We start from the raw sequence: 21,614 nt of genomic DNA on the forward strand, positions 1-21,614 counted from the left end.
TGATCGCCGAAGGCCTGCTGGCCGTGTGCATTCAGCACGAATGCGATCACCTCAACGGCAAGCTGTTCGTCGATTACCTGTCTAACCTCAAGCGCGACCGCATCAAGAAGAAGCTGGAAAAGCAGCACCGCCAGAACGCTTGATCCCTCATCCCAGAAGGCTTGCTCCGGCAAGCCTTTTTCTTTTTAAGCGAGAACTGCATGCGCATCGTCTTCGCGGGCACCCCCGAGTTTGCCGCCGAACACCTCAAGGCCCTGCTGGCCAGCCCTCATGAAATCGTCGCGGTCTACACCCAGCCGGACCGCCCGGCCGGTCGCGGCCAGAAGCTGATGCCCAGCCCGGTCAAGCAACTGGCTGTGGATAACGCCATCCCGGTGCTGCAGCCGCCGACGCTGCGCAACCCCGAGGCGCAGGCCGAACTGGCTGCACTGGCGCCGGACCTGATGGTGGTGGTGGCCTACGGCCTGATCCTGCCGCAAGTGGTGCTGGACATCCCACGCCTGGGTTGCATCAATAGCCATGCTTCGCTGTTGCCACGCTGGCGCGGTGCGGCGCCGATCCAGCGCGCGGTGCAGGCCGGTGACGCCGAGAGCGGCGTGACCGTGATGCGCATGGAAGCAGGCCTGGATACCGGGCCGATGCTGCTCAAGGTCAGCACCCCGATCAGCCCCAGCGACACCGGCGGCAGCCTGCACGATCGCCTGGCCGAACTCGGCCCGCCTGCCGTGCTGCAAGCCATTGCCGGCCTCGACGCTGGCACGCTGCACGGCGACGTACAGGACGATGCCCTGGCCACCTATGCACACAAGCTGAACAAGGACGAGGCCCGCCTGGACTGGTCGCGCCCGGCCGACGAACTGGAGCGTCTGATCCGCGCCTTCAACCCGTGGCCGATCTGCCACAGCACGCTGGGCGGCGAAACCCTCAAGGTACTGGCTGCCGGTATCGCTGAGGGCCAAGGCGCGCCGGGCCAGATCCTGTCCGCCAGCAAGGACGGCCTGGTGGTCGCCTGCGGTGAACAGGCGCTGTGCCTGACCCGCCTGCAACTGCCGGGTGGCAAGGCGCTGAACTTCAGCGACCTGTTCAACAGCCGCCGCGAGAAATTCGCCAGCGGCACGGTGCTGGGCCAATGAACCCGCGTCTGGCCGCTGCCCGCGCCCTGGCCGCCGTACTCAGCGGCAAGGCCTCGCTGAACAGCTCGCTGCCCACCCAGCTGGACAAGGTCGAGGCGCGTGATCGCGGCCTCACCCAGGACCTGGCCTTCGGCACCGCACGCTGGCAGCCACGCCTGTCGGCGCTGGCCGAACGCCTGCTGCAAAAGCCGTTCAAGGCCGCCGATGCCGACGTCGAGGCACTGCTGCTGGTGGGCCTGTACCAGCTGCTGTACACCCGCGTGCCGGCCCACGCCGCCATCGGTGAAACCGTCGGCTGCGCCGACAAGCTGAAAAAGCCCTGGGCCAAGGCCCTGCTCAATGCCGTGCTGCGCCGCGCCCAGCGCGAAAGCAGCGAGATCCTGGCCGAGCTGGAGCGCGACCCGGTGGTGCGCACCGCGCACCCGCGCTGGCTGCAGAAGTCGCTGAAGGCGTTCTGGCCCGAGCAGTGGGAAGCCATCTGCGCCGCCAACAATGCACACCCGCCGATGATCCTGCGGGTCAACCGCCGCCATCACCGCCGCGACGCCTACCTCGAGCTGCTGCGCGAGGCCGGCCTTGAGGCGCAACCGTGCCCGTTCAGCCAGGACGGCATCCTGCTGACCGAGGCCTGCGACGTACGCGGCCTGCCCGGGTTCGACCAGGGCTGGATCAGCGTACAGGACGAAGCCGCGCAACTGGCCGCCGACCTGCTCGACCTGGCCCCCGGCCAGCGGGTGCTCGACGCCTGCTGCGCCCCGGGCGGCAAGACCTGCCACCTGCTCGAAGCACAAGCCGGGCTGGACGCCGTGGTGGCTATCGATCTCGAAGCCAAGCGCCTGACCCGCGTGCGCGAAAACCTCGATCGCCTGGGCCTGGACGCCCACCTGATCGCCTGCGACGCCCGCGACACCGCCAGTTGGTGGGACGGCAAGGGCTTCCAGCGTATCCTGCTGGATGCCCCATGCTCGGCCACTGGCGTGATCCGCCGCACCCGGACATCAAGCTGACGCGCCAGGCCGACGACATTGCCGCCCTGGCCAGCCTGCAAGGCGAGCTGCTGGACGCGCTGTGGCCAACCCTGGAGGTCGGCGGCATCCTGCTCTACGCCACCTGCTCGAGCCTGCCCACGGAAAACACCGAGGTGATCGCGGCCTTCCTGGCGCGCACCCCCGGGTGCGCGCGAGCTGGACCTGGCCACCGACGCCGGCATCCGTCAGCCGCACGGCCGTCAGTTGCTGGCGCAGCAAGGCGGTCACGATGGCTTCTACTATGCCAAGCTGATCAAGATCGCCGCCGTTCGCGGACACTAACCAGCACAAGGGAGAGCGGATGAAGATCATCATCCTGGGCGCAGGGCAGGTCGGCGGTACGCTGGCCGAGCACCTGGCCAGCGAAGCCAACGACATCACCGTAGTCGACACCGATGGCGAACGCCTGCGCGACCTCGGTGATCGCCTCGACATCCGGACCGTACAAGGCCGCGCCTCGCTCCCGACGGTGCTGCGCCAGGCCGGCGCGGATGACGCCGACATGCTGGTGGCGGTGACCAACAGCGACGAAACCAACATGGTCGCCTGCCAGGTGGCCTACACCCTGTTCCACACCCCGACCAAGATCGCCCGGGTACGCGAGTCGGCCTACCTGACCCGCAGCGGCCTGTTCAACAACGAAGCGATCCCGGTCGATGTGCTGATCAGCCCCGAGCAAGTGGTCACCCACTACATCAAGCGCCTGATCGAGCACCCCGGCGCCTTGCAGGTGATCGACTTTGCCGAGGGCAAGGTCCAGCTGGTGGCGGTCAAGGCCTACTACGGCGGCCCGCTGGTGGGCCAGCAACTGCGCCAGATCCGCGAGCACATGCCCAATGTCGACACCCGCGTGGCGGCGATCTTCCGCCGCGACCGGCCGATCAAGCCGCAGGGCGACACGGTGATCGAAGCTGACGACGAGGTATTTTTCATCGCCGCCAAGAACGATATCCGTGCGGTGATGGGCGAGCTGCGCCGTATCGACGAAACCAACAAACGCGTGGTGATCGCCGGCGGCGGCAGATCGGCGAACGCCTGGCCGAGGCCATCGAAAGCCGCTATCAGGTAAAGATCATCGAGATGAACGCGGCGCGCTGCCGCTACCTGTCCGACACCCTTGACAGCACCGTGGTGCTGCAGGGCAGCGCGTCGGACCGCGACCTGATGCTGGAAGAGAACATCGCCGACGCGGATATCTTCCTGGCCCTGACCAACGACGACGAGGCCAACATCATGTCCTCGCTGCTGGCCAAGCGCCTGGGCGCGAAGAAGGTGATGACCATCATCAACAACCCGGCCTATGTCGACCTGGTGCAGGGCGGCGAGATCGACATCGCCATCAGCCCGCAGCAGGCCACCATCGGCACCTTGCTGGCCCACGTGCGACGTGGCGACATTGTCAGCGTGCACTCGCTGCGCCGCGGTGCGGCCGAAGCCATCGAGGCGATCGCCCACGGCGATTCGAAGTCGAGCAAGGTGATCGGCAAGGCCATCGAAGACATCGCGTTGCCGTCGGGCACCACCATCGGCGCGATCATCCGCGACGAGGAAGTACTGATCGCCCACGACGACACGGTGATCGAGGCCGGCGACCATGTCATCCTGTTCGTTGTGGATAAAAAGTACATCCGCGATGTGGAGAAGCTGTTCCACGTGGGGTTGAGCTTCTTCTAGGGAGAGAAAGGAATGCGCGAATCGCTGGAGAAAATGCTGGCCAAGGGTGTGGATAACGCACTGTTGCGCTTCGGGCTGGGCAAGGCCTGGCTGGACGAGGGCAATGGCGCCGAGGCGGCGCTGCATCTGCGTCGCTGCGTTGAGTTCGACCCCAAGTACTCGGCGGCGTGGAAGCTGCTGGGCAAGGCCTATCAGTTGCAGGGTGATGTGGCCGGTGCACGGCAGGCGTGGAGCGAAGGGCTGGCGGCAGCGCAGGCGCATGGGGACAAGCAGGCGGAAAAAGAGATGACGGTGTTTCTCAGGAAACTCGACAAGGCCTGAGACCGCGTTGCTGCCTTCGCTGGCAAGCCAGCTCCCACAGGGATAGCACCGCTCTCAAGAGCAGCGAATAACCTGTGGGAGCTGGCTTGCCAGCGAAAGGGCCCTCAATACCAGCGCGTCTCGCCCGGTGGGCGCTTCTTGAAGCGCTTCATGCTCCACATGTACTGGCTCGGATACGCCCGTACATAACGCTCCACCACCTTGCTCATGGCGGCCGCCGAGGTCTCGACATCGGTGCTGTACATCGCATCCGGCGCCGCCTCCAGGATCACCTTGAAGCCCGACCCGTCCGGCAGGCGCAGGGCATGCAGGAACACCCCCACCGCCTTGCCGCCGGCCAGCATGTTCGGCACAAACTTGCTGGTCAGCGCCTTCGTGGCAAAGAACGGCACGAACACACCCGCCGATTCGGCCGGCTCCGGGTCGGCCGGGATACCGACCTGGCCACCCTTGCGCACCTCCTTGATGATGCTGAGGATGCCCTCCTTGGTCGACGCCGCCACACGGTTGCCCAACTGCACACGCTGTTCGCGCAGCAGGTCATCCACCGCCTTGAGCTTGGGCGGACGGTAGAAGATGATCGGCTTGCACTGGCTGCAATAGAAGTGGTTGAGCACCTCCCAGTTGCCCAGGTGGCTGGTGATACCCACCACGCCCTTGCCCGACGCCAATGCCTCGTGCAGCACCTCCAGGCCCTCGACCTCACGCACCAGGTCGATCGAACGCTGCGCCGGCCAGATCCACGCGCAGGCGCTTTCGGTAAACGACTTGCCGATGTCCATCAGCGTGCGGCCCACCAGACGCTCACGTTCGGCCGCGTCCATCTCGGGGAAACACTTGGCCAGGTTGATGCGCACCACCTTGCGCGAGCTGTTGGGCAGCTTCCACATGATCCAGCCGATGGCCGCGCCAACCCGCTGCACCGCCCCCCAGGGCAGCTTGGCAAACAATCGCAACGCCCCGACCATCAAGGCGCCCTTGAACTTATCCACAGGCAGGTTCCTCCTTCTGCAAGCCGCGCATTGTAACCGTCAGCGCCGCAGGGCGGCGTAACGATCGCACTCGGTGGTGTGATCCATGACCATGCCGGTGGCCTGCATGAACGCGTAGCAGATGGTCGGGCCGACAAAGGTGAAGCCGGCCTTCTTCAACGCCTTGCTCATGGCGGTGGCCTCGTCGGTCACCGCTGGCACCTCGCTGCGCTGGCTGAAATGATTGATTTTCGGTGCCCCGCCGACGAACGACCACAGCCACTGCGCCGGGTTGTCCAGCGCCAGCCAGGCGTTGGCGTTGCGCCGCGCAGCATTGAGCTTGAGGCGGTTGCGGATGATGCCGGGGTCGAGCATGCGTTCTTCGATCTCGGCATCGGTCATCTGCGCCAGCCGCTCTGGATCGAAGCCGAACAACACCTCACGGTAGCGCTCGCGCTTCTTCAGTACCGTGATCCACGACAACCCAGCCTGGAAACCTTCGAGCAGCAGCATTTCGAACAACGCACCCGGCTCGCGCTGCGGCGTGCCCCACTCGGTGTCGTGGTACGCCTGGTACAACGGATCATCGGTACACCAAAAGCAGCGTGGCATAAGGCTCCATGGGTAGAGGCGGGGGCGAATCGGGTTATACTCCCGCTCTTTATATTCGCAGCCCTGGAAAAGGTGAATTTCGTGAGCCAGCCTACGCCAGCCGTGCGTACCTTCCAAGACCTGATCCTCGCCCTGCAGCAGTACTGGGCCGAGCAAGGTTGTGTGGTACTTCAACCCTACGATATGGAAGTAGCGCCGGCACATTCCATACCGCCACGTTCCTGCGCGCCATCGGCCCGGAAACCTGGAACGCCGCTTATGTGCAGCCCAGTCGTCGCCCGACTGACGGCCGCTACGGCGAAAACCCGAACCGCCTGCAGCACTACTACCAGTTCCAGGTGGTCCTGAAGCCGAACCCGGACAACTTTCAGGAACTGTACCTGGGCTCGCTCAAGCACGTGGGCCTGGACCCGCTGGTGCACGACATCCGCTTCGTCGAAGACAACTGGGAATCGCCGACCCTGGGCGCCTGGGGCCTGGGCTGGGAAGTCTGGCTCAACGGCATGGAAGTGACCCAGTTCACCTACTTCCAGCAAGCCGGCGGCATCGAGTGCTACCCGGTCACCGGCGAGATCACCTATGGCCTGGAACGCCTGGCCATGTACCTGCAGGGCGTGGACTCGGTCTACGACCTGGTGTGGGCCGACGGCCCGTTCGGCAAGGTCACCTACGGCGACGTGTTCCACCAGAACGAGGTCGAGCAGTCGACCTACAACTTCGAACACGCCAACGTCGACAAGCTGTTCGAACTGTTCGACTTCTATGAAAGCGAAGCCAAGCGCCTGATCGAACTCGATCAGCCACTGCCGCTGCCAAGCTACGAAATGGTGCTGAAGGCCTCGCACACCTTCAACCTGCTGGACGCACGCCGGGCCATCTCGGTGACCGCGCGTCAGCAATACATCCTGCGCGTGCGCACCCTGGCGCGTGCCGTGGCGCAAGCCTACCTGCTGGCGCGTGCCAAGCTGGGCTTCCCGATGGCAACCCCGGACCTGCGTGACGAAGTACTGGCCAAGCTGGAGGCTGCACAATGAGTGCTCAAGATTTCCTGGTTGAACTGGGCACCGAAGAGCTGCCACCCAAGGCCCTCAATACCCTGGCCGAAGCGTTCCTGGCCGGCATCGACAAGGGCCTGCAAGCGGCCGGCCTGAGCTTCGAAAGCAAGACCGTGTACGCCGCACCGCGCCGCCTGGCCGTGCTGATCACCGCGCTGGCCACCCAGCAGCCGGACCGCAGCGTCAACCTCGACGGCCCGCCACGCCAGGCCGCCTTCGACGCCGACGGCAACCCGACCCAGGCCGCCCTGGGCTTCGCCAAGAAATGCGGCGTGGACCTCAGCGAAATCGACCAGAGCGGGCCCAAGCTGCGCTACAGCCAGCGCATCGCCGGCAAGCCGACCGCCAGCCTGCTGCCGACCATCGTCGAAGACTCGCTCAACGACCTGCCGATCCCCAAGCGCATGCGCTGGGGTGCCCGCAAGGAAGAGTTCGTGCGCCCGACCCAGTGGCTGGTGATGCTGCTCGGTGACCAGGTCATCGACTGCACCATTCTCGCCCAGAAGGCCGGCCGCGATTCGCGTGGCCATCGCTTCCATCACCCGCACGCGGTGCGCATCACCTCGCCGGCCAACTACCTGTCCGACCTGCGTGCCGCCTATGTGCTGGCCGATGCCAACGAGCGCCGCGCGCTGATCAGCAAGCGTACCGCCGAGCTGGCCACCCTGCAGGAAGGCACCGCGATCGTGCCGCCGGCACTGCTCGACGAAGTGACCGCGCTGGTCGAATGGCCAGTGCCGCTGGTGTGCTCGTTCGAGGAGCGTTTCCTCGACGTGCCGCAGGAAGCCCTGATCACCACCATGCAGGACAACCAGAAGTACTTCTGCCTGCTGGACGTGGACGGCAAGCTGCTGCCGCGCTTCATCACCGTGGCCAACATCGAGAGCCTGGACCCCAAGCAGATCATCGAAGGCAACGAGAAGGTCGTGCGCCCACGCCTGACCGACGCCGAGTTCTTCTTCAAGCAGGACAAGAAGCAGTCGCTCGAAAGCTTCAACCAGCGCCTGCAGAACGTGGTGTTCCAGGCCCAGTTGGGCAGCGTGTTCGACAAGGCCGAGCGCGTCGCCAAGCTGGCCGCCTTCATTGCCCAGCGCATTGGCGGCGATGCCCAGCGCGCCGCACGTGCCGGCCTGCTGTCCAAGTGCGACCTGGCCACCGAGATGGTCGGTGAGTTCCCTGAGATGCAGGGCGTTGCCGGCTACTACTACGCCCTCAATGACGGCGAAGCCGAAGACGTCGCCCTGGCGCTGAACGAGCAGTACATGCCGCGCGGTGCCGGTGCCGAACTGCCGTCGACCCTGACCGGTGCGGCCGTGGCCATCGCCGACAAGCTCGACACCCTGGTCGGCATCTTCGGTATCGGCATGCTGCCGACCGGCAGCAAAGACCCGTATGCCCTGCGCCGTGCGGCCCTGGGCGTACTGCGTATCCTGATCGAGAAGCAGCTGGACCTGGACCTGAACGACGCGGTGAACTTCGCCGTGACCCAGTTCGGCGCCAAGATCAAGGCTGCCGGCCTGAGCGAGCAGGTGCTGGAGTTCGTCTTCGACCGCCTGCGTGCACGTTACGAAGACGAAGGCATCGATGTGGCCACCTACCTGTCGGTACGTGCCCTCAAGCCGGGTTCGGCACTGGACTTCGACCAGCGTGTGCAGGCCGTGCAGGCCTTCCGCAAGCTGCCGGAAGCCGCTGCGCTGGCCGCGGTGAACAAGCGCGTGTCGAACCTGCTGAGCAAGGCCGAAGGCGCTGTCGCCAGCTCGGTGGAGCCCAAGTACTTCGACAACGCCAACGAGTTCTCGCTGTACTCGGCCATCCAGCAGGCCGACCAGGCTGTGCAACCGATGGCAGCTGCCCGTCAGTACAGCGAATCGCTGGCGCGCCTGGCCGCGCTGCGCGAGCCGGTGGACGCGTTCTTCGAGGCGGTGATGGTCAACGCCGAAGACGCCAACGTGCGAGCCAACCGTTATGCCCTGCTCAGCCGCCTGCGCGGCCTGTTCCTGGGTGTGGCCGACATCTCGCTGCTGGGGTAAGCCGTGAAGCTGCTGATTCTCGATCGGGACGGGGTGATCAACCAGGACTCCGACGCCTACATCAAGTCGCTGGACGAGTGGATTCCCATCCCGGGTTCGATCGAGGCCATCGCGCAGTTGAGCAAGGCCGGCTGGACGGTGGCGGTGGCCACCAACCAGTCGGGCATCGCCCGTGGCTACTACAGCCTGGCTACCCTCGACGCCATGCACGCGCGCCTGCGCGAGCTGGTGGCGGCGCAGGGCGGCGAGGTTGGCATGATCGTCTATTGCCCGCACGGCCCGGATGAAGGCTGCGCCTGCCGCAAGCCCAAGCCGGGCATGCTGCACACCATTGCCAGCCATTACGCGGTCGATCTGGCCGGCGTGTGGTTCGTGGGTGACAGCAAGGGTGACCTGGAGGCCGCGCGCACCGTCGATGCACAACCGGTTTTGGTAAAAACCGGCAAGGGCGAACAGACCCTGAGCAAAGGCGTGCCCGAGGCAACGCTGATTTTCGATGACCTGGCGTCGATCGCCAGTGCACTTATCCACCAACAGGCGGGTTAGCCCGCAACGGTACATGCCGCTATGTCGATCCTGCAGGCGATCAGAATTTTTCTTTTTTACCTGCTGCTGGGTACCAGCTCGTTGCTGTGGTGCACCCTGAGCTTTTTTATCGCGCCGTTCTTGCCGTTCCGCGCACGCTATCGCTTCATCAACGTGTACTGGTGCCGCTTCGCCCTGGTGCTGGTACGGGTGTTCCTGAACATCCGGGTGAAGGTCACCGGGGCTGAAAACATCCCGGCGCAACCCTGCGTGATCCTGTCCAATCACCAGAGCACCTGGGAGACGTTTTTCCTCTCCGCCTATTTTCAGCCCTTGAGCCAGGTGCTCAAGCGCGAGTTGCTGTTCGTGCCGTTCTTCGGCTGGGCCATGGCCATGCTGCGGCCTATCGCCATCGACCGCGACAACCCCAAGGCGGCCTTGAAGCAGGTGGCCGCCGAAGGCGACAAGCTGCTCAAGGACGGTGTGTGGGTACTGATCTTCCCCGAAGGCACCCGCGTGCCATTCGGCAAGATCGGCAAGTTCTCGCGCGGCGGTACCGCCCTGGCGGTGAACGCCAACCTGCCGGTGTTGCCGATTGCGCATAACGCCGGCAAGTACTGGCCCAAGGAAGGCTGGGGCAAACGTGCGGGCACCATTGAGGTGGTGATTGGCGAACCGATGTACGCCGAGGGCACCGGCCCGCGTGCCATCGCGGCGCTCAATGACCGTGCTGCGGCCTGGAACGAGCAGACCCAGCGCGAGCTCGGTTCACTGCCGGCACAAGCCTCCAATGACCCTCAGCCGGTGACCTGACCGGTCTGTGGATAAGATGTGTACAGTATTTGGATTTCTTTCGGAAAACATCGCTAAGTTGATGATTTAAATACTTATTTCTCTGTATGACTGTTTCATGAAAATCGTGCATAAGTTTTTTCGCGCGATAAAAAAACCGGCTTTTAAGCCGGTTTTTTGTGGATTGTTTTCGGGCCCCTTCGCTGGCAAGCCAGCTCCCACAGGTACCGCGCACATTTGAGATTACCGTAACCCTGTGGGAGCTGGCTTGCCAGCGAAAGGGCCGCCAGCCTCACACCTTGTCCAGGTCCACTTTGTTGGTCTCTTTCAGACAGAAGATCCCCACCACCAGGCTCACCCCGGTAATCAGCACCGGGTACCACAGCCCGTAGAAGATATCCCCGGTGTACACCACCAGCGCGAACGACACCGTCGGCAGGAAGCCACCGAACCAGCCATTGCCGATGTGGTAGGGCAGTGACATCGAGGTGTAGCGGATGCGGGTCGGGAACAGTTCGACCATCACCGCCGCCAGCGGCCCATAGGTCATGGTCGCAATCAGGATCATCGCCACGATCAACAGCACCACCATCGGCTGGTTCACGCTGGCCGGGTCGGCCTTGGCCGGGTAGCCCGCCTTCTCGATGGCCGCACGCATGGCCGCTTCGTCGAAGCCGTCGATACGCTGCTCGCCAATGCTCACCACCACCTCGGTACCGGCCGGCACCGATTGCGAGCTGTACGGCAGGCCCTGCTTGACCAGGAACGTCTTGACCTTGTCGCAGGTGCTGTCGAAACGCGCCTTGCCCACCGGGTCGAACTGGAAGGTGCAGCCCTGCGGGTCGGCCATCACCACGATGGGGGCCTGGCGGCTGGCGGCGTCGATCTGCGGGTTGGCGTAGTGGCTCAGCGCCTTGAACAGCGGGAAGTACAGCACCGTGGCCAACAGCAGGCCCAGCATCAGGATCGGCTTGCGCCCGATTCGATCAGACAACCAGCCGAAGAACACGAAGAACGGCGCACCGATCACCACGCTGATGATCAGCAGGGTGTTGGCCTGGGCCGGGTCCATCTTGAGCATCTGGGTCATGAAGAACAGCACGTAGAACTGCGCGGTGTAGAAGGTCACCGCCTGCCCGGCATTGATGCTGAACAGCGCGGTGAGCACGATCTTGAGGTTGGCCCATGAGCCGAACGACTCGCGGATCGGCGCCTTGCTGGTCTTGCCCTGGGCTTTCATTTTCACGAAGGCCGGCGACTCGTGCATGCTCATGCGGATCCAGGTGGAAATGCCCAGCAGCACGATCGACAGCAGGAACGGCAGACGCCAGCCCCACACTTCGAACTGGTCGCCACTGATGTAGCGGCTGCCCAGTACCACCAGCAGCGACAGCAGCAGGCCGAGGGTGGCGGTGGACTGGATGAAGCCGGTATGGAAGCCGCGCTTGCCGGGGGGCGCATGCTCGGCCACGTAGGTGGCGCGCCGCCATACTCGCCGCCCAGCGCCAGGCCCTGGAGCATGCGCAGCACCACCAGGATGATCGGTGCGGCAATGCCGATGCTGGCATAGTTGGGCAGCAGGCCCACCGCGAACGTCGACAGGCCCATCAGCACGATGGTGACCAGGAAGGTGTACTTGCGGCCGATCATGTCGCCCAGCCGCCCGAACACCAGCGCGCCGAAGGGGCGAACCAGGAACCCTGCAGAAAACGCCATCAATGCAAAGATGAACGCCGTGGTGTCGTTGACCCCGGCGAAGAACTGCTTGCTGATGACAACCGCCAGCGCCCCATAGAGAAAAAAGTCATACCACTCGAAAACCGTCCCGAGGGATGACGCGAAAATGATCTTGCGTTCTTCGCGGCGGCTGTTCGCCACCGCAGCAGCGCCCTGCTCCTGAATGGTGTCCGACATCGTGCTGTCCTCGGCCCCATCGGGGCACAGTGATTATTGTTGTTGTCCACTGTCGACGCCGGCTGACTGCTGCCGACATCACTTGCCACGCCGCCCTCAGGGCGTCGCTAACGCGCTCTTGCCACTGCTGTTGCTGGCCGCGGGTGCGGCCTGAAGAATCAGTTGCGCGGCCTTTTCGCCGATCATCAAGGTGGGTGAACAGGTATTGCCGGAGGTGATCTGCGGCATGATCGAGGCATCCGCGATGCGCAGCCCCGGCACGCCGTGTACACGTAGCTGCGCATCGACCACGTCCATTGGCCCGCTGCCCATGCGACAGGTGCCCACCGGGTGGAAGATGGTGGTGCCGATCTGGCCGGCGGCTTCACGCAACTGCGCTTCGCTGTGCAGCGCCGCGCCGGGCAGGTACTCGACCGGGGCGAAAGCGGCGAGGGCAGGGGCCTGCACGATCTTGCGGGTGATGCGGATGGCTTGTGCGGCCACACGCAGGTCTTCGGGATCGCTCAGGTAGTTGGGGTCGATCAGCGGTGCGTCCGCCGGGCTGGCCGAGCGGATATCCACACGCCCGCGGCTCAACGGGCGCAGGTTGCACACCGAGGCGGTGAACGCCGAAAAGCGGTGCAGCGGCTCGCCGAAACGGTCCAGCGACAGTGGCTGCACGTGGTACTGCAGGTTGGGGCTGGGCTGTTCGGGGTGCGAGCGTACAAACGCGCCCAACTGGCTCGGTGCCATGGCCAGCGGGCCACTGCGGTCATAGAGATAGCGCAGGCCCATGCCCAGTTTGCCCCACGGGCTGTGGGCGACCTGGTTCAGGGTGCGCACATTGCTCACCTGGTAGATCAGGCGCAGTTGCAAATGGTCCTGCAGATTGCCACCCACTCCAGGCAGTTCGTGCAGCACCGGGATGCCGAGGCGCTCGAGCAGCGGCCGTGGGCCGATGCCCGAGCGTTGCAGGATCCCCGGCGAACCCACGGCACCTGCACACAGGATGATTTCGCGGCGTGCCTCGAAGCGTTGCCCGCTACCTTGCCAGCGCGCGTGAACGGCGCTGCGCGGCCATTGTCGAGCAGCACCTTGTCGACCTCGACCCCGGTGAGCACGGTCAGGTTGGGGCGTTTATCCACAGGCCGCAAAAAAGCCTTGGCTGCGTTCCAGCGCACACCGCTGCGCTGGTTGACCTGAAAGTATCCACAGCCCTGGTTATCCCCACCGTTGAAATCGTCGATGCTGGCAATACCGCTCTGCGCAGCCGCCTCGCGAAATGCATCGAGTATCGCCCACGAATAGCGCTGGCGTTCGACCCGCCACTCGCCGCTGCCGCCATGCAGTTCGCTGGCGCCGCCGAAGTGGTTTTCACTGGCCTTGAACAGTGGCAGCACATCGTCCCACGCCCAGCCCGGGTTGCCTTCGCCTGCCCAATCGTCGTAGTCGCCTGCCTGGCCGCGCATGTAGATCATGCCGTTGATCGAAGAGCAGCCGCCCAGCACCTTGCCCCGCGGGTAACCCAGGCTGCGCCCGTTGAGCCCCGGTTGCGCTTGGGTCTTGAAGCACCAATCGGTGCGCGGGTTGCCAATGCAGTAGAGGTAGCCCACCGGAATGTGGATCCAGGGATAGTTGTCGCGCCCGCCGGCTTCGAGCAGCAGCACGCGACAGGCCGGGTCGGCAGATAGCCGATTGGCCAGTAGACAGCCGGCAGGGCCGGCACCGACTACCACGTAGTCGTAGGAATGATCGGCTGGTGCCATGAAGACCTCGCGCCTGATTTTTATTCTTGTCGCGGCCAGTGTTATTGATTATTTTCGAGTTGAAAACGTTAGATTTCACGCAACTGCTGTGCGTTTTAGAACAACGCGGGTGAACCTCTGATTCACAAGGAAAAGCATGTTCGACTGGAATGATCTGCGGTTTTTTCTCGAGTTGCAGCGTAGCGGCCGCCTGCTGACCGCCGCCAAACGCCTCAACACCACCCACAGCACCGTGGCCCGGCATATCGAAAGCATCGAGAGCAGCCTGGGCACCGCGCTGTTCGTGCAGCATGCTCAAGGCTATGAGCTGACGCCCTCCGGCCAGGCGTTGCTCAAGCATGCCGAGGCCATGGAAAACGTCGCCTTGCTCGCCCAGGAGGAAATCACCCAGGCCATCACCCCGCTGGGCAAGATCCGCCTGGGGGTGACCGAAGGCATCGGCATCATGTTCTTCACCCCGCGCATGGGCGGCCTGTTCGAACGCTATCCGGGGCTGGAGGTGGAACTGGTGGCGGTGCCCCGGTTTGTCAGCATCATCAACCGCGAGGCGGAGATCAGCATCCACCTGGAGCGCCCGCATGCCGACCTGTTGATAACCCGCAAGCTGACCGACTATCGCCTGGCGCTGTACGCCAGCCCTGCGTACCTGGCCCGTGCCGCACCGCTGCAAAGCCGCGAGGACCTGGCGCGGCACAGCTGGATCGGCTACGTCGATGACCTGCTGTTCAGTCAGGAACTGCTGTTTCTCAACAGCTTCTGTCGTTCGCCCAACGTGGTCTTCCGCAGCACCAGCGTGATTGCCCAGCAGCACGCGGCACGCGCCGGCCTGGGCATCGCGGTATTACCCAACTACATGGCGCGGCACGATCCGCAACTGGTCAGGGTGGTGCCCAGCGAGACGATCCAGCGCAGTTACTGGATCAGCACACGCCGCGAGCTGCACAAGTCGGTGCGTTTGCGGGTGGTCTGGGACTATCTGCTGGCACTGTGCGCCGAGGAACAAGACGCCTTGCTCGCCGAGTAGGCCGGCTCACCGCACCAGCGTGCTGAACGCCAGCAGCAGCGCCGCCGCGATACCGACGATGGCAAAACCCTGTTGCAGGCGCGGGCCGGCCAGGCGCCCGGCGCACGCCCGCACCACCACCAACCCTCCCACCGCACCGGCCGCAAACGGCACCCCCACTGCCCAGTGCATCACGCCGCTGACACTCGCGCTGAGCACGCTGCCCAACGACACCAGTGCGATCACCGCCAGCGAGGTGGCGACGATGCTGCGCGCATCCAGGTTGTATAGCGCCCCAGCGCCGGCACGATCACAAGCCGCCGCCCACCCCCAGCAGGCCCGACAACAGGCCGCTGAGTACCCCGGTAAAGGCCAGCGCCCGCGCACACGGAAGCGTCCAGCGCAGTCGGCCCTGCACCGGGTTGAGCACACAAGGTTGCACCTGGCGTCCGGCACATGGCGCTTCGCCGCGCAGCTCGCGGCGCGCCTTGCGCAGCATGCGCACACAGGCGTACACCAGCACCGCGCTGAACCCCAGCGCCAGCGGCGCATTGGGCAGGCGATGGGCCAGCAGCAGGCCGAACGGTGTCGCGCACATGCCGATCAGCGCCACGAACAGCGCCGCGCGGTAGCGTACCAGGCCCTGGCGCAACCCCAGCACGGCGCCGACGCTGGCCGCCAGGCCGACCGCCAGCAAGCCGATCGGCGCAGCCTCGGTCATCGACAGGCCCAACCCGAACACCAGCAGAGGGACGGCAAGTATGCCGCCCCCGGCACCGGTCAGCGCCAGGATGCCACCGATGAGGGTGCCGAGCAGGGCGCCAAGCAGTTCATGTTCAATCACTATCGCGTCTCATCCTGCTCACAGCGTGTTGAGGGGGATCTTCAGGTAGCGCACACCATTGGCTTCAGGCTCGGGCAACTGGCCGCTGCGCATGTTCACCTGTACCGAAGGCAGGATCAACTGAGGCATGTCGAGGGTGGCATCACGGGCTTCACGCATGGCTGCAAAAGCGTCTTCGCTGATGCCGTCATGGACGTGGATATTGCCCGCTCGCTGCTCGGCGACCGTGCTCATGTAGCACAGTTCGCGCCCACCGGGCAGGTAGTCGTGGCACAGGTACAGACGGGTATCGCCGGGCAGCGACAGTATGCGTTGAATCGAGCGGTACAGCGTACGTGCGTCAGCGCCAGGGAAATCGCAGCGGGCTGTGCCGTAATCGGGCATGAACAAGGTGTCGCCGACAAAGGCGACACACGCATCGCCCGCCTCGATTACATACGTCATGCAGGCGGGCGTGTGGCCCGGCGTGTGCAACGCACGCGCCTGCAGCGTACCAATGGCAAACGCATCGCCGTCCTCAAGCAGTACATCGAACTGACTGCCATCACGCGCGAACCCCGGCTCGGCATTGAACAGTGCACCGAAGACCTTTTGCACCTGGGTGATGCGGGCACCGATCCCGACCTGACCACCCAGGTTGCGCTTGAGGTAATCGGCAGCCGACAGGTGATCGGCGTGCACATGGGTTTCCAGAATCCACTGCACAGCGCCCCCAAGCTCGCCAACCCGCGCAATCAGCCTGTCGGCAGACGTGGTATTGGTACGTCCAGACTTGGGGTCATACCCAAGCACACTGTCGATCAAGGCACATTGGGCACTCTGGCGGTCCATCACCAGATAGCTGAGCGTCGACGTTTCACGGTCGAAGTGTGCCTCTACGTACAGGTTGGCGTTGATGATCATTGACACTCTCCAGATGAGTCCGTTGCAACCCGAGGCCCAGCGTAACGCCGATCGAACCGGCGCGTCATACGCTCACAGCGTCACGGCCCCCAGGATCAGCGTGATGGTCAAGGTCGACGCCAAGGTTGTCCAAGTGATCATGGAGGCCATGGCGGGCGCATCCCCGCCCATCTGCCGCGCCAGAATGTAGGCGTTGCCGGCGCACGGAACACACGCATACAACAAGGCCACGTTGGCCGGCACACCCGAGGCGCCCAAGCTGAACAGCAGTGCCAGGGTCACCATCGGCAGCACCAGCAGCTTGAGGCCGACAACATACAGTGTGGCCAATGCCCGGCTACCCTGCAGGTTCAACATCAGCCCGGCACCGACCGACATGAGGCTGAGCGGGGTCGCCGCATTGCCCAGGTAGCTCATGAACTGCTCGACGGCACCTGCGATCTTCAGTTCACCCATGTTCAGCAGCAGCCCGATCAGTGCACCGATGATCAACGGGTTCTGCAGCAAGGCTACCAGCATCCCGCGCAACGACTTCTTGCCTGCAGTGCCGTAATGATTCATCACCAGCACGCTCATCACATTGGTCATCACGATCATGTACGCAATGAACACGCCGGAAACCGCAACGCCCTCGGCCCCGTACAACGAGTGCGCCAGGGCGATGAACACATAGGAGTTGTAGCGCACGCCACCTTGAAAGATGGACGTGAACAGGTCGGCTTTGACCCTGAACACGCCTTGCCCGATGAAAATCACGCCTGCAACGATCAGGGTCGCGCCCAGCGTGGCCGCAATGGCTGAAGACGTATCGGCACTGGTGAAGTTCGCCTTGCTGATGTCCAGCACCAGCAGCGCCGGGAAGAACAGGTAATAGACCAGCTTGTCGACATGCTTCCAGAAACCGTCTTCGCGCAAAAACCTTCTTTTGGCAACGTACCCTGCGACGATCAGGCAAAAGATCGGCAGTACGCTGAGAAAGGTATTCAGCATGCGCCCACCTCCTGAGGCTTGAACACGCGTGATTTCACCGGGTCCAGATGGCGGTGGTTCCACAGGCTGTTGGCTACGAAGACGCGCTGTATCCAGCGCGCAGGGTTGCTGAACTCATCCAGCGAAGCCTTGAACTTGTCGCGCGAGTGCAGGGTGAAGCGGTTGTCGATGTACACCAGCCGGCCTGGATTGATTTCGATACCCAGCGAGACTTGCCGGATGGCCATATAGAAGTTTTCCATTGCGCGGGCAGCGGCCTCTGTCTGCGCCTGGACCATGTCCGGGTAGAACACTGCACTGATTTCCGGCAGGCACAAACTGCCCCGCACCATCGCGACCGCCTCGGTTGCCAAGGCATCGCTACGCCGCCAGCGATACGGCACCTTGATGCTGAAGAGGGGCTGGCGCAGGCATTCGATATCGTGCGCCGCCAGCAATTTGAGCGCTGCGCGAGCATCGGCCAAGCGCGTCAACGGCCCCTGTGGGTCGTGACGAACCCCCGTCAGCAACAGGCCAAGCGGAGAAAAGTTGAAGTCCTCCATGTACTTGAGCGCCGCATTCTCGATATGAAAATCCAGTTCCACCTCGGACCCCAGACCGGTGTATTCACGCTTGGCCGTCAGGCTGGGGATCAGGTTGTTGACGATGTCGGCACCTTCGAAAAGGATCGAGTAGGGCTCGCCAATCAGGGACGCAAAAGCCATCACCAGATTCTCGCTGACACTGCCGCTCTTGCAGGCGGGCGAGAACACATTCGGATCCGGAGTAGTGAATACCTGCTCGTCGGTCGGCAGGTTTTCGAAGATCAGGTAGGGACGCGGGTTCAGTGACGCACGCTGCATGGCCAGCGCATCGATGATGCGTCGCGGCAGCACAGAGACAGCCATGATGCGCAGGTCGGTGATGTAGCTCAGCCCCCCTTGGGGATCATAGGTAATGCTGCCCAGCTTGCCTGCCAGGCGCTCGCGTTCCGAGTCGGTCAGTTTGAAACAACAGGTGTTATCCATTTTTAAATTCCCTTTCATGACGAAGATCCATGTCTCGAAGACGCCGCACTGTATCGGTAAGCAGGGCGACCATGGAGAGGGAAGTAGTTCAGTTGACCTGTGCCGGGCTCTGCGCAAAAAAAACCCGATAGCAAGGCTATCGGGTTTTTTTCTTGCACCTGACTCAGGCAGCAGCGCTGCGTGTCGATGGGCACATTAAGTGTCATGGCTACCCTAGGTGGAATCAGGGTTCCACGTGAAACACGGGCACAAAAACTGTCACATCTGAGCCACAATTAGTGTCGTACTGCGGATTACTGACCTTATTAAATGTCGTTTCCACAATCAGCATCCTCACCTAACGAAGGAGCCTGCTGGCGGCATCCAAAAAGGGACCGTTCTGCTAGAGCAAGTCCATCGTAGCGAGGGAGTCAGCCATTCGGTAACCCATCGCTTTGTACCCCGCCTGCCGCTTATCCCACATCCTCATCAACGCAACATTGCCCACGTCAACAAAGTCGATCACTCGCACGTCGGCCTTATCGGCATGTGATCGATGCAACCGCCCCGCATATTGCTGAAGGATGCCCTTCCATGAGATGGGCATTGCCAGCACCAGCGTGTCCAACGGCGGATGATCGAAGCCTTCACCTACTAGTTTTCCTGTTGCCAGCAGCACTCGTGGGGCATCAGGGGGAAGGGACTCAAGCTCATGCATACGGGAAATCCGCTGTTTCTTAGGCACTCGCCCATGAAGCGTGAAAAGGTTATGCACGCGCTGCTTCAATTCTAATTCAAGGGCATCCACATGTTCCGTCCGCTCCGTTAGCACTAGAATTTTTCGGCCCTCGTTGTACGCCAGCTCAATCTCCGACACGATTTTGGCTGTCCGCTCAGAGTCGTCGGCTAGACGCCGAAAAACGTCCTGAATCCCAAAGCCCTCGGGGACCACTATTGGTTTGGGCAGCAATCGAGGCACGACAGATAGGTCATGGGGCGCACTCGCTGGTCGAGCAGCAGAATGTCGGATCGGTCCGCACTGCATGAAAATAATGGGCTGCTGCCCATCTCGGCGCACTGGGGTTGCTGTGAGTCCCAGTACGTACCGCGCGGTCGCGCTCCTCAGTAGCCCCTCGAATGACACTGCTGATAGGTGATGACACTCATCAACGATGACCTGGCCGTAATTTTTTACCTGATCGCTGATCTCGCCTTTTCGCGATAGCGACTGCATTACGGCAATGTCGATGATGCCTGTAAGCTTCGCTTTTCCGCCCCCAAGAGTACCAACGACACCATTCCCGACTCCCAAGAACGCCTGCAAGCGCTCTTGCCACTGCCCTAACAGTTCCGTCCGATGCACAAGCACCAACGTGTTAATGCCACGTGCGGCAATCAACGCAGCAGCACTCACCGTTTTACCGAAAGCTGTCGGCGCGCAGAGGATACCGGTGTCATGACTTAGCATTGCGCTGACAGCAGCCTCTTGGTCAGAACGCAGGGTCCCGAGAAACCTCACGTCGATGGGGGCGCCCCCGAAGCGTTCGTCTTTAAGAATAGGGGTAACCCGCTTTCCTCTAAAAGCTCCAGCGCAGCATCCAAACAGCCACGTGGTAACGCAATATGTTTGGGGAAGTTCTGGGCACAACCGATAATCCTCGGTTTGTTCCACACTGACATGCGCATGGCCTGAGCTTTGTAGAACTCAGGATTTTGAAAGGCAGCGAGCCGGACAAGCTGGTTTGCCAATGGCTGTGGTAATTCCGACTTTTCAAAGTAAATTAAGTTAGCCAGCGTGATGTTCAGAGCATCAGGCAACGGGCATGTCAATTACGTGATCTCGATTCACGATCTTTCCAAGGTTCTGCATCACCTTCGTCATCGACGTAGGCGACCCCTAGAGGGTCCCGATTACCCATCGCCTGGATAATAACGGGCTGGATATCTTCTGGGCTCATGCGCTGAATCGATGCCAGGAAGGCCCATTGATCAGGATGAGGCTCAAGCGAGTCGTCTACAAAAACGCTATTGTTTTGGGCCCTGGCCCGCTTTTGTAACGGGAGCGCGATGAGATTTCCAAAGCCACCTTTGGGCATATAGTCTTGGTTTGGAAACAGTCGATCATAGGAGCTGAGCGCCAACTAGCGGGTGCGCTCACAGGCATGACTGATGATTGCTGCACCCAGACGGCGCGCACCGCAGGCAGGAACATTACGCTCAAAGAAAATCCAACCATGAGCCCCTTGGCCTGAGCGCGATATTTCCAGCGCCACCGGGACGTTCAGCTCATGGCATGACTGCACAAAAGCTTTGGAGTCATCACGCCATTCGGCCTCATCGAAGTCGACCGCCAAAAAATAACACGTGTCATCAGAGAGTAGGGGGTAGGTACCAACGACCACTTCGCCCGCCAGATGGCGATAGACCACCTCATCGGTCAGCGGAAGCAGTTGGCGGTTACCGCAGTCGCCACATTTAATTCGGGGCTTCTCACAAACGCCAGGCCTCCATTCGTTTGCGCAGGCGGGTGCGTATCCTGATTTGCCCGCCTTGCTTTCCCAGCGGATGGGGTAGACGTCCGTCCTACCACGAAACAAGCTTCGGAATAGGGCAAGCTTTCCATCAGTATCGAGTTGTTGCGAGCGCTCAAGTGGAGCCGCTGGTAGCTTGACCAGCTCATTAGGCAGCCGCCATTCGATGCCATGAGCATCCAACAAGGCAATCAGCCGTGCATTTTCAGCCTGTAGCTTTGCCACCAGATTTGGGTCCATCACCCGCTTTCAGCCTCTACATCTCAGGGGAAGACTATAGCCTAACGCTACAATCCTCAGCCCATCAGAAAAATATCGAGACTATCGAACGACTGAGGTTCGGTCATTAAGAACCTCAGGCTGCATGGTGATTGGCTTTAAAATTACGGCAGAATCCATATTCGCTGAAGCAGGTAGTGACACACAAGTTATGAGACACGACTGACGTTAAGACTCATCATAAATAGCCGTGTATTCAGTACCCTTCGGCTTGATCCACAACTTGTTATTTGTCCGCCCCCGGTTCAACCGTCCAAAAACCAAGAAATGCATGCCCT

Annotated in this window: 12 protein-coding genes and 7 pseudogenes; 10 read left to right on the plus strand and 9 right to left on the minus strand. The window is 62.4% G+C overall.

What is annotated here, in order from left to right:
- From G3436_RS10875 to G3436_RS10895, 5 genes and pseudogenes are all read left to right on the plus strand, one after another.
- Window positions 1-143: peptide deformylase (locus tag G3436_RS10875; RefSeq protein ID WP_178116411.1), on the plus strand; the 143-nt coding region annotated here is incomplete at its 5' end.
- A 57-nt stretch (window positions 144-200) separates the two neighbouring features.
- Window positions 201-1,133, plus strand: a complete 933-nt coding sequence (gene fmt / locus G3436_RS10880) for a methionyl-tRNA formyltransferase (RefSeq protein ID WP_163944652.1) — start codon at window positions 201-203, stop codon at window positions 1,131-1,133.
- Window positions 1,130-2,443, plus strand: a pseudogene (rsmB, locus tag G3436_RS10885) (16S rRNA (cytosine(967)-C(5))-methyltransferase RsmB). Before fmt ends, rsmB begins: the two are co-directional and overlap by 4 nt.
- Window positions 2,444-2,462: 19 nt before the next feature.
- Window positions 2,463-3,835 (plus strand): annotated as a pseudogene (trkA, locus tag G3436_RS10890) (Trk system potassium transporter TrkA).
- Window positions 3,836-3,847: 12 nt separating this feature from the next.
- Window positions 3,848-4,156, plus strand: coding sequence for a tetratricopeptide repeat protein (locus tag G3436_RS10895; protein WP_163944655.1), 309 nt, complete (start codon window positions 3,848-3,850; stop codon window positions 4,154-4,156).
- Window positions 4,157-4,260: 104 nt separating this feature from the next.
- Here G3436_RS10895 and G3436_RS10900 read toward each other — a convergent pair whose 3' ends face one another.
- Both G3436_RS10900 and G3436_RS10905 read right to left on the minus strand, forming a co-directional pair.
- The gene (locus G3436_RS10900) at window positions 4,261-5,148 is read right to left on the minus strand and encodes a lysophospholipid acyltransferase (protein WP_163944658.1); all 888 of its coding nucleotides are present in this window, start codon (window positions 5,146-5,148) and stop codon (window positions 4,261-4,263) included.
- Between the two features lie 39 nt (window positions 5,149-5,187).
- A complete protein-coding gene (locus tag G3436_RS10905) occupies window positions 5,188-5,739 on the minus strand; it encodes a DNA-3-methyladenine glycosylase I (RefSeq protein WP_163944661.1) in 552 nt (183 codons plus the stop codon).
- Window positions 5,740-5,820: 81 nt separating this feature from the next.
- Between G3436_RS10905 and glyQ the strand changes: the two are divergent.
- The 4 genes and pseudogenes from glyQ (at window position 5,821) to G3436_RS10925 (ending at window position 10,162) form a co-directional block, all read left to right on the plus strand.
- Window positions 5,821-6,773: pseudogene (gene glyQ, locus G3436_RS10910) on the plus strand (glycine--tRNA ligase subunit alpha).
- Complete coding sequence (gene glyS / locus G3436_RS10915) at window positions 6,770-8,824, plus strand: glycine--tRNA ligase subunit beta (protein WP_163944663.1); 2,055 nt, start codon at window positions 6,770-6,772, stop codon at window positions 8,822-8,824. Before glyQ ends, glyS begins: the two are co-directional and overlap by 4 nt.
- Window positions 8,825-8,827: 3 nt before the next feature.
- A complete protein-coding gene (gmhB, locus tag G3436_RS10920; protein WP_163944666.1) occupies window positions 8,828-9,370 on the plus strand; it encodes a D-glycero-beta-D-manno-heptose 1,7-bisphosphate 7-phosphatase in 543 nt (180 codons plus the stop codon).
- A gap of 21 nt (window positions 9,371-9,391) precedes the next feature.
- Window positions 9,392-10,162 (plus strand): lysophospholipid acyltransferase family protein, encoded by a 771-nt coding sequence (locus tag G3436_RS10925; RefSeq protein ID WP_163944669.1) that lies wholly within the window; start codon window positions 9,392-9,394, stop codon window positions 10,160-10,162.
- 271 nt (window positions 10,163-10,433) lie between these two features.
- On the opposite strand, the pseudogene G3436_RS10930 reads toward G3436_RS10925, so the two are convergent.
- Together G3436_RS10930 and G3436_RS10935 are read right to left on the minus strand one after the other, a co-directional pair.
- A pseudogene (locus G3436_RS10930) lies at window positions 10,434-12,055 on the minus strand (MFS transporter).
- 96 nt (window positions 12,056-12,151) lie between these two features.
- A pseudogene (locus tag G3436_RS10935) lies at window positions 12,152-13,800 on the minus strand (GMC family oxidoreductase).
- A 136-nt stretch (window positions 13,801-13,936) separates the two neighbouring features.
- On the opposite strand from G3436_RS10935, the gene G3436_RS10940 reads away from it, so the two are divergent.
- Window positions 13,937-14,824, plus strand: a complete 888-nt coding sequence (locus tag G3436_RS10940) for a LysR family transcriptional regulator (protein WP_163944670.1) — start codon at window positions 13,937-13,939, stop codon at window positions 14,822-14,824.
- A gap of 6 nt (window positions 14,825-14,830) precedes the next feature.
- Here the strand turns inward: G3436_RS10940 and G3436_RS10945 are convergent.
- The 5 genes and pseudogenes from G3436_RS10945 to G3436_RS10965 all read right to left on the minus strand — a co-directional run bounded on the left by G3436_RS10945 (window position 14,831) and on the right by G3436_RS10965 (window position 21,297).
- Window positions 14,831-15,647: pseudogene (locus G3436_RS10945) on the minus strand (sulfite exporter TauE/SafE family protein).
- Window positions 15,648-15,665: 18 nt separating this feature from the next.
- Window positions 15,666-16,550, minus strand: a complete 885-nt coding sequence (locus G3436_RS10950; protein ID WP_163944673.1) for an MBL fold metallo-hydrolase — start codon at window positions 16,548-16,550, stop codon at window positions 15,666-15,668.
- Between the two features lie 72 nt (window positions 16,551-16,622).
- Window positions 16,623-17,540, minus strand: coding sequence for an AEC family transporter (locus G3436_RS10955; RefSeq protein ID WP_163944676.1), 918 nt, complete (start codon window positions 17,538-17,540; stop codon window positions 16,623-16,625).
- A complete protein-coding gene (locus G3436_RS10960; RefSeq protein ID WP_163944679.1) occupies window positions 17,534-18,547 on the minus strand; it encodes a TauD/TfdA family dioxygenase in 1,014 nt (337 codons plus the stop codon). Before G3436_RS10960 ends, G3436_RS10955 begins: the two co-directional genes overlap by 7 nt.
- Before the next feature lie 382 nt (window positions 18,548-18,929).
- Window positions 18,930-21,297: pseudogene (locus G3436_RS10965) on the minus strand (TOTE conflict system archaeo-eukaryotic primase domain-containing protein).
- Window positions 21,298-21,614: the final 317 nt, after the last annotated feature.

Origin of the sequence: Pseudomonas brassicae (assembly GCF_010671725.1) — a bacterium.
Taxonomy (GTDB): domain Bacteria; phylum Pseudomonadota; class Gammaproteobacteria; order Pseudomonadales; family Pseudomonadaceae; genus Aquipseudomonas; species Aquipseudomonas brassicae.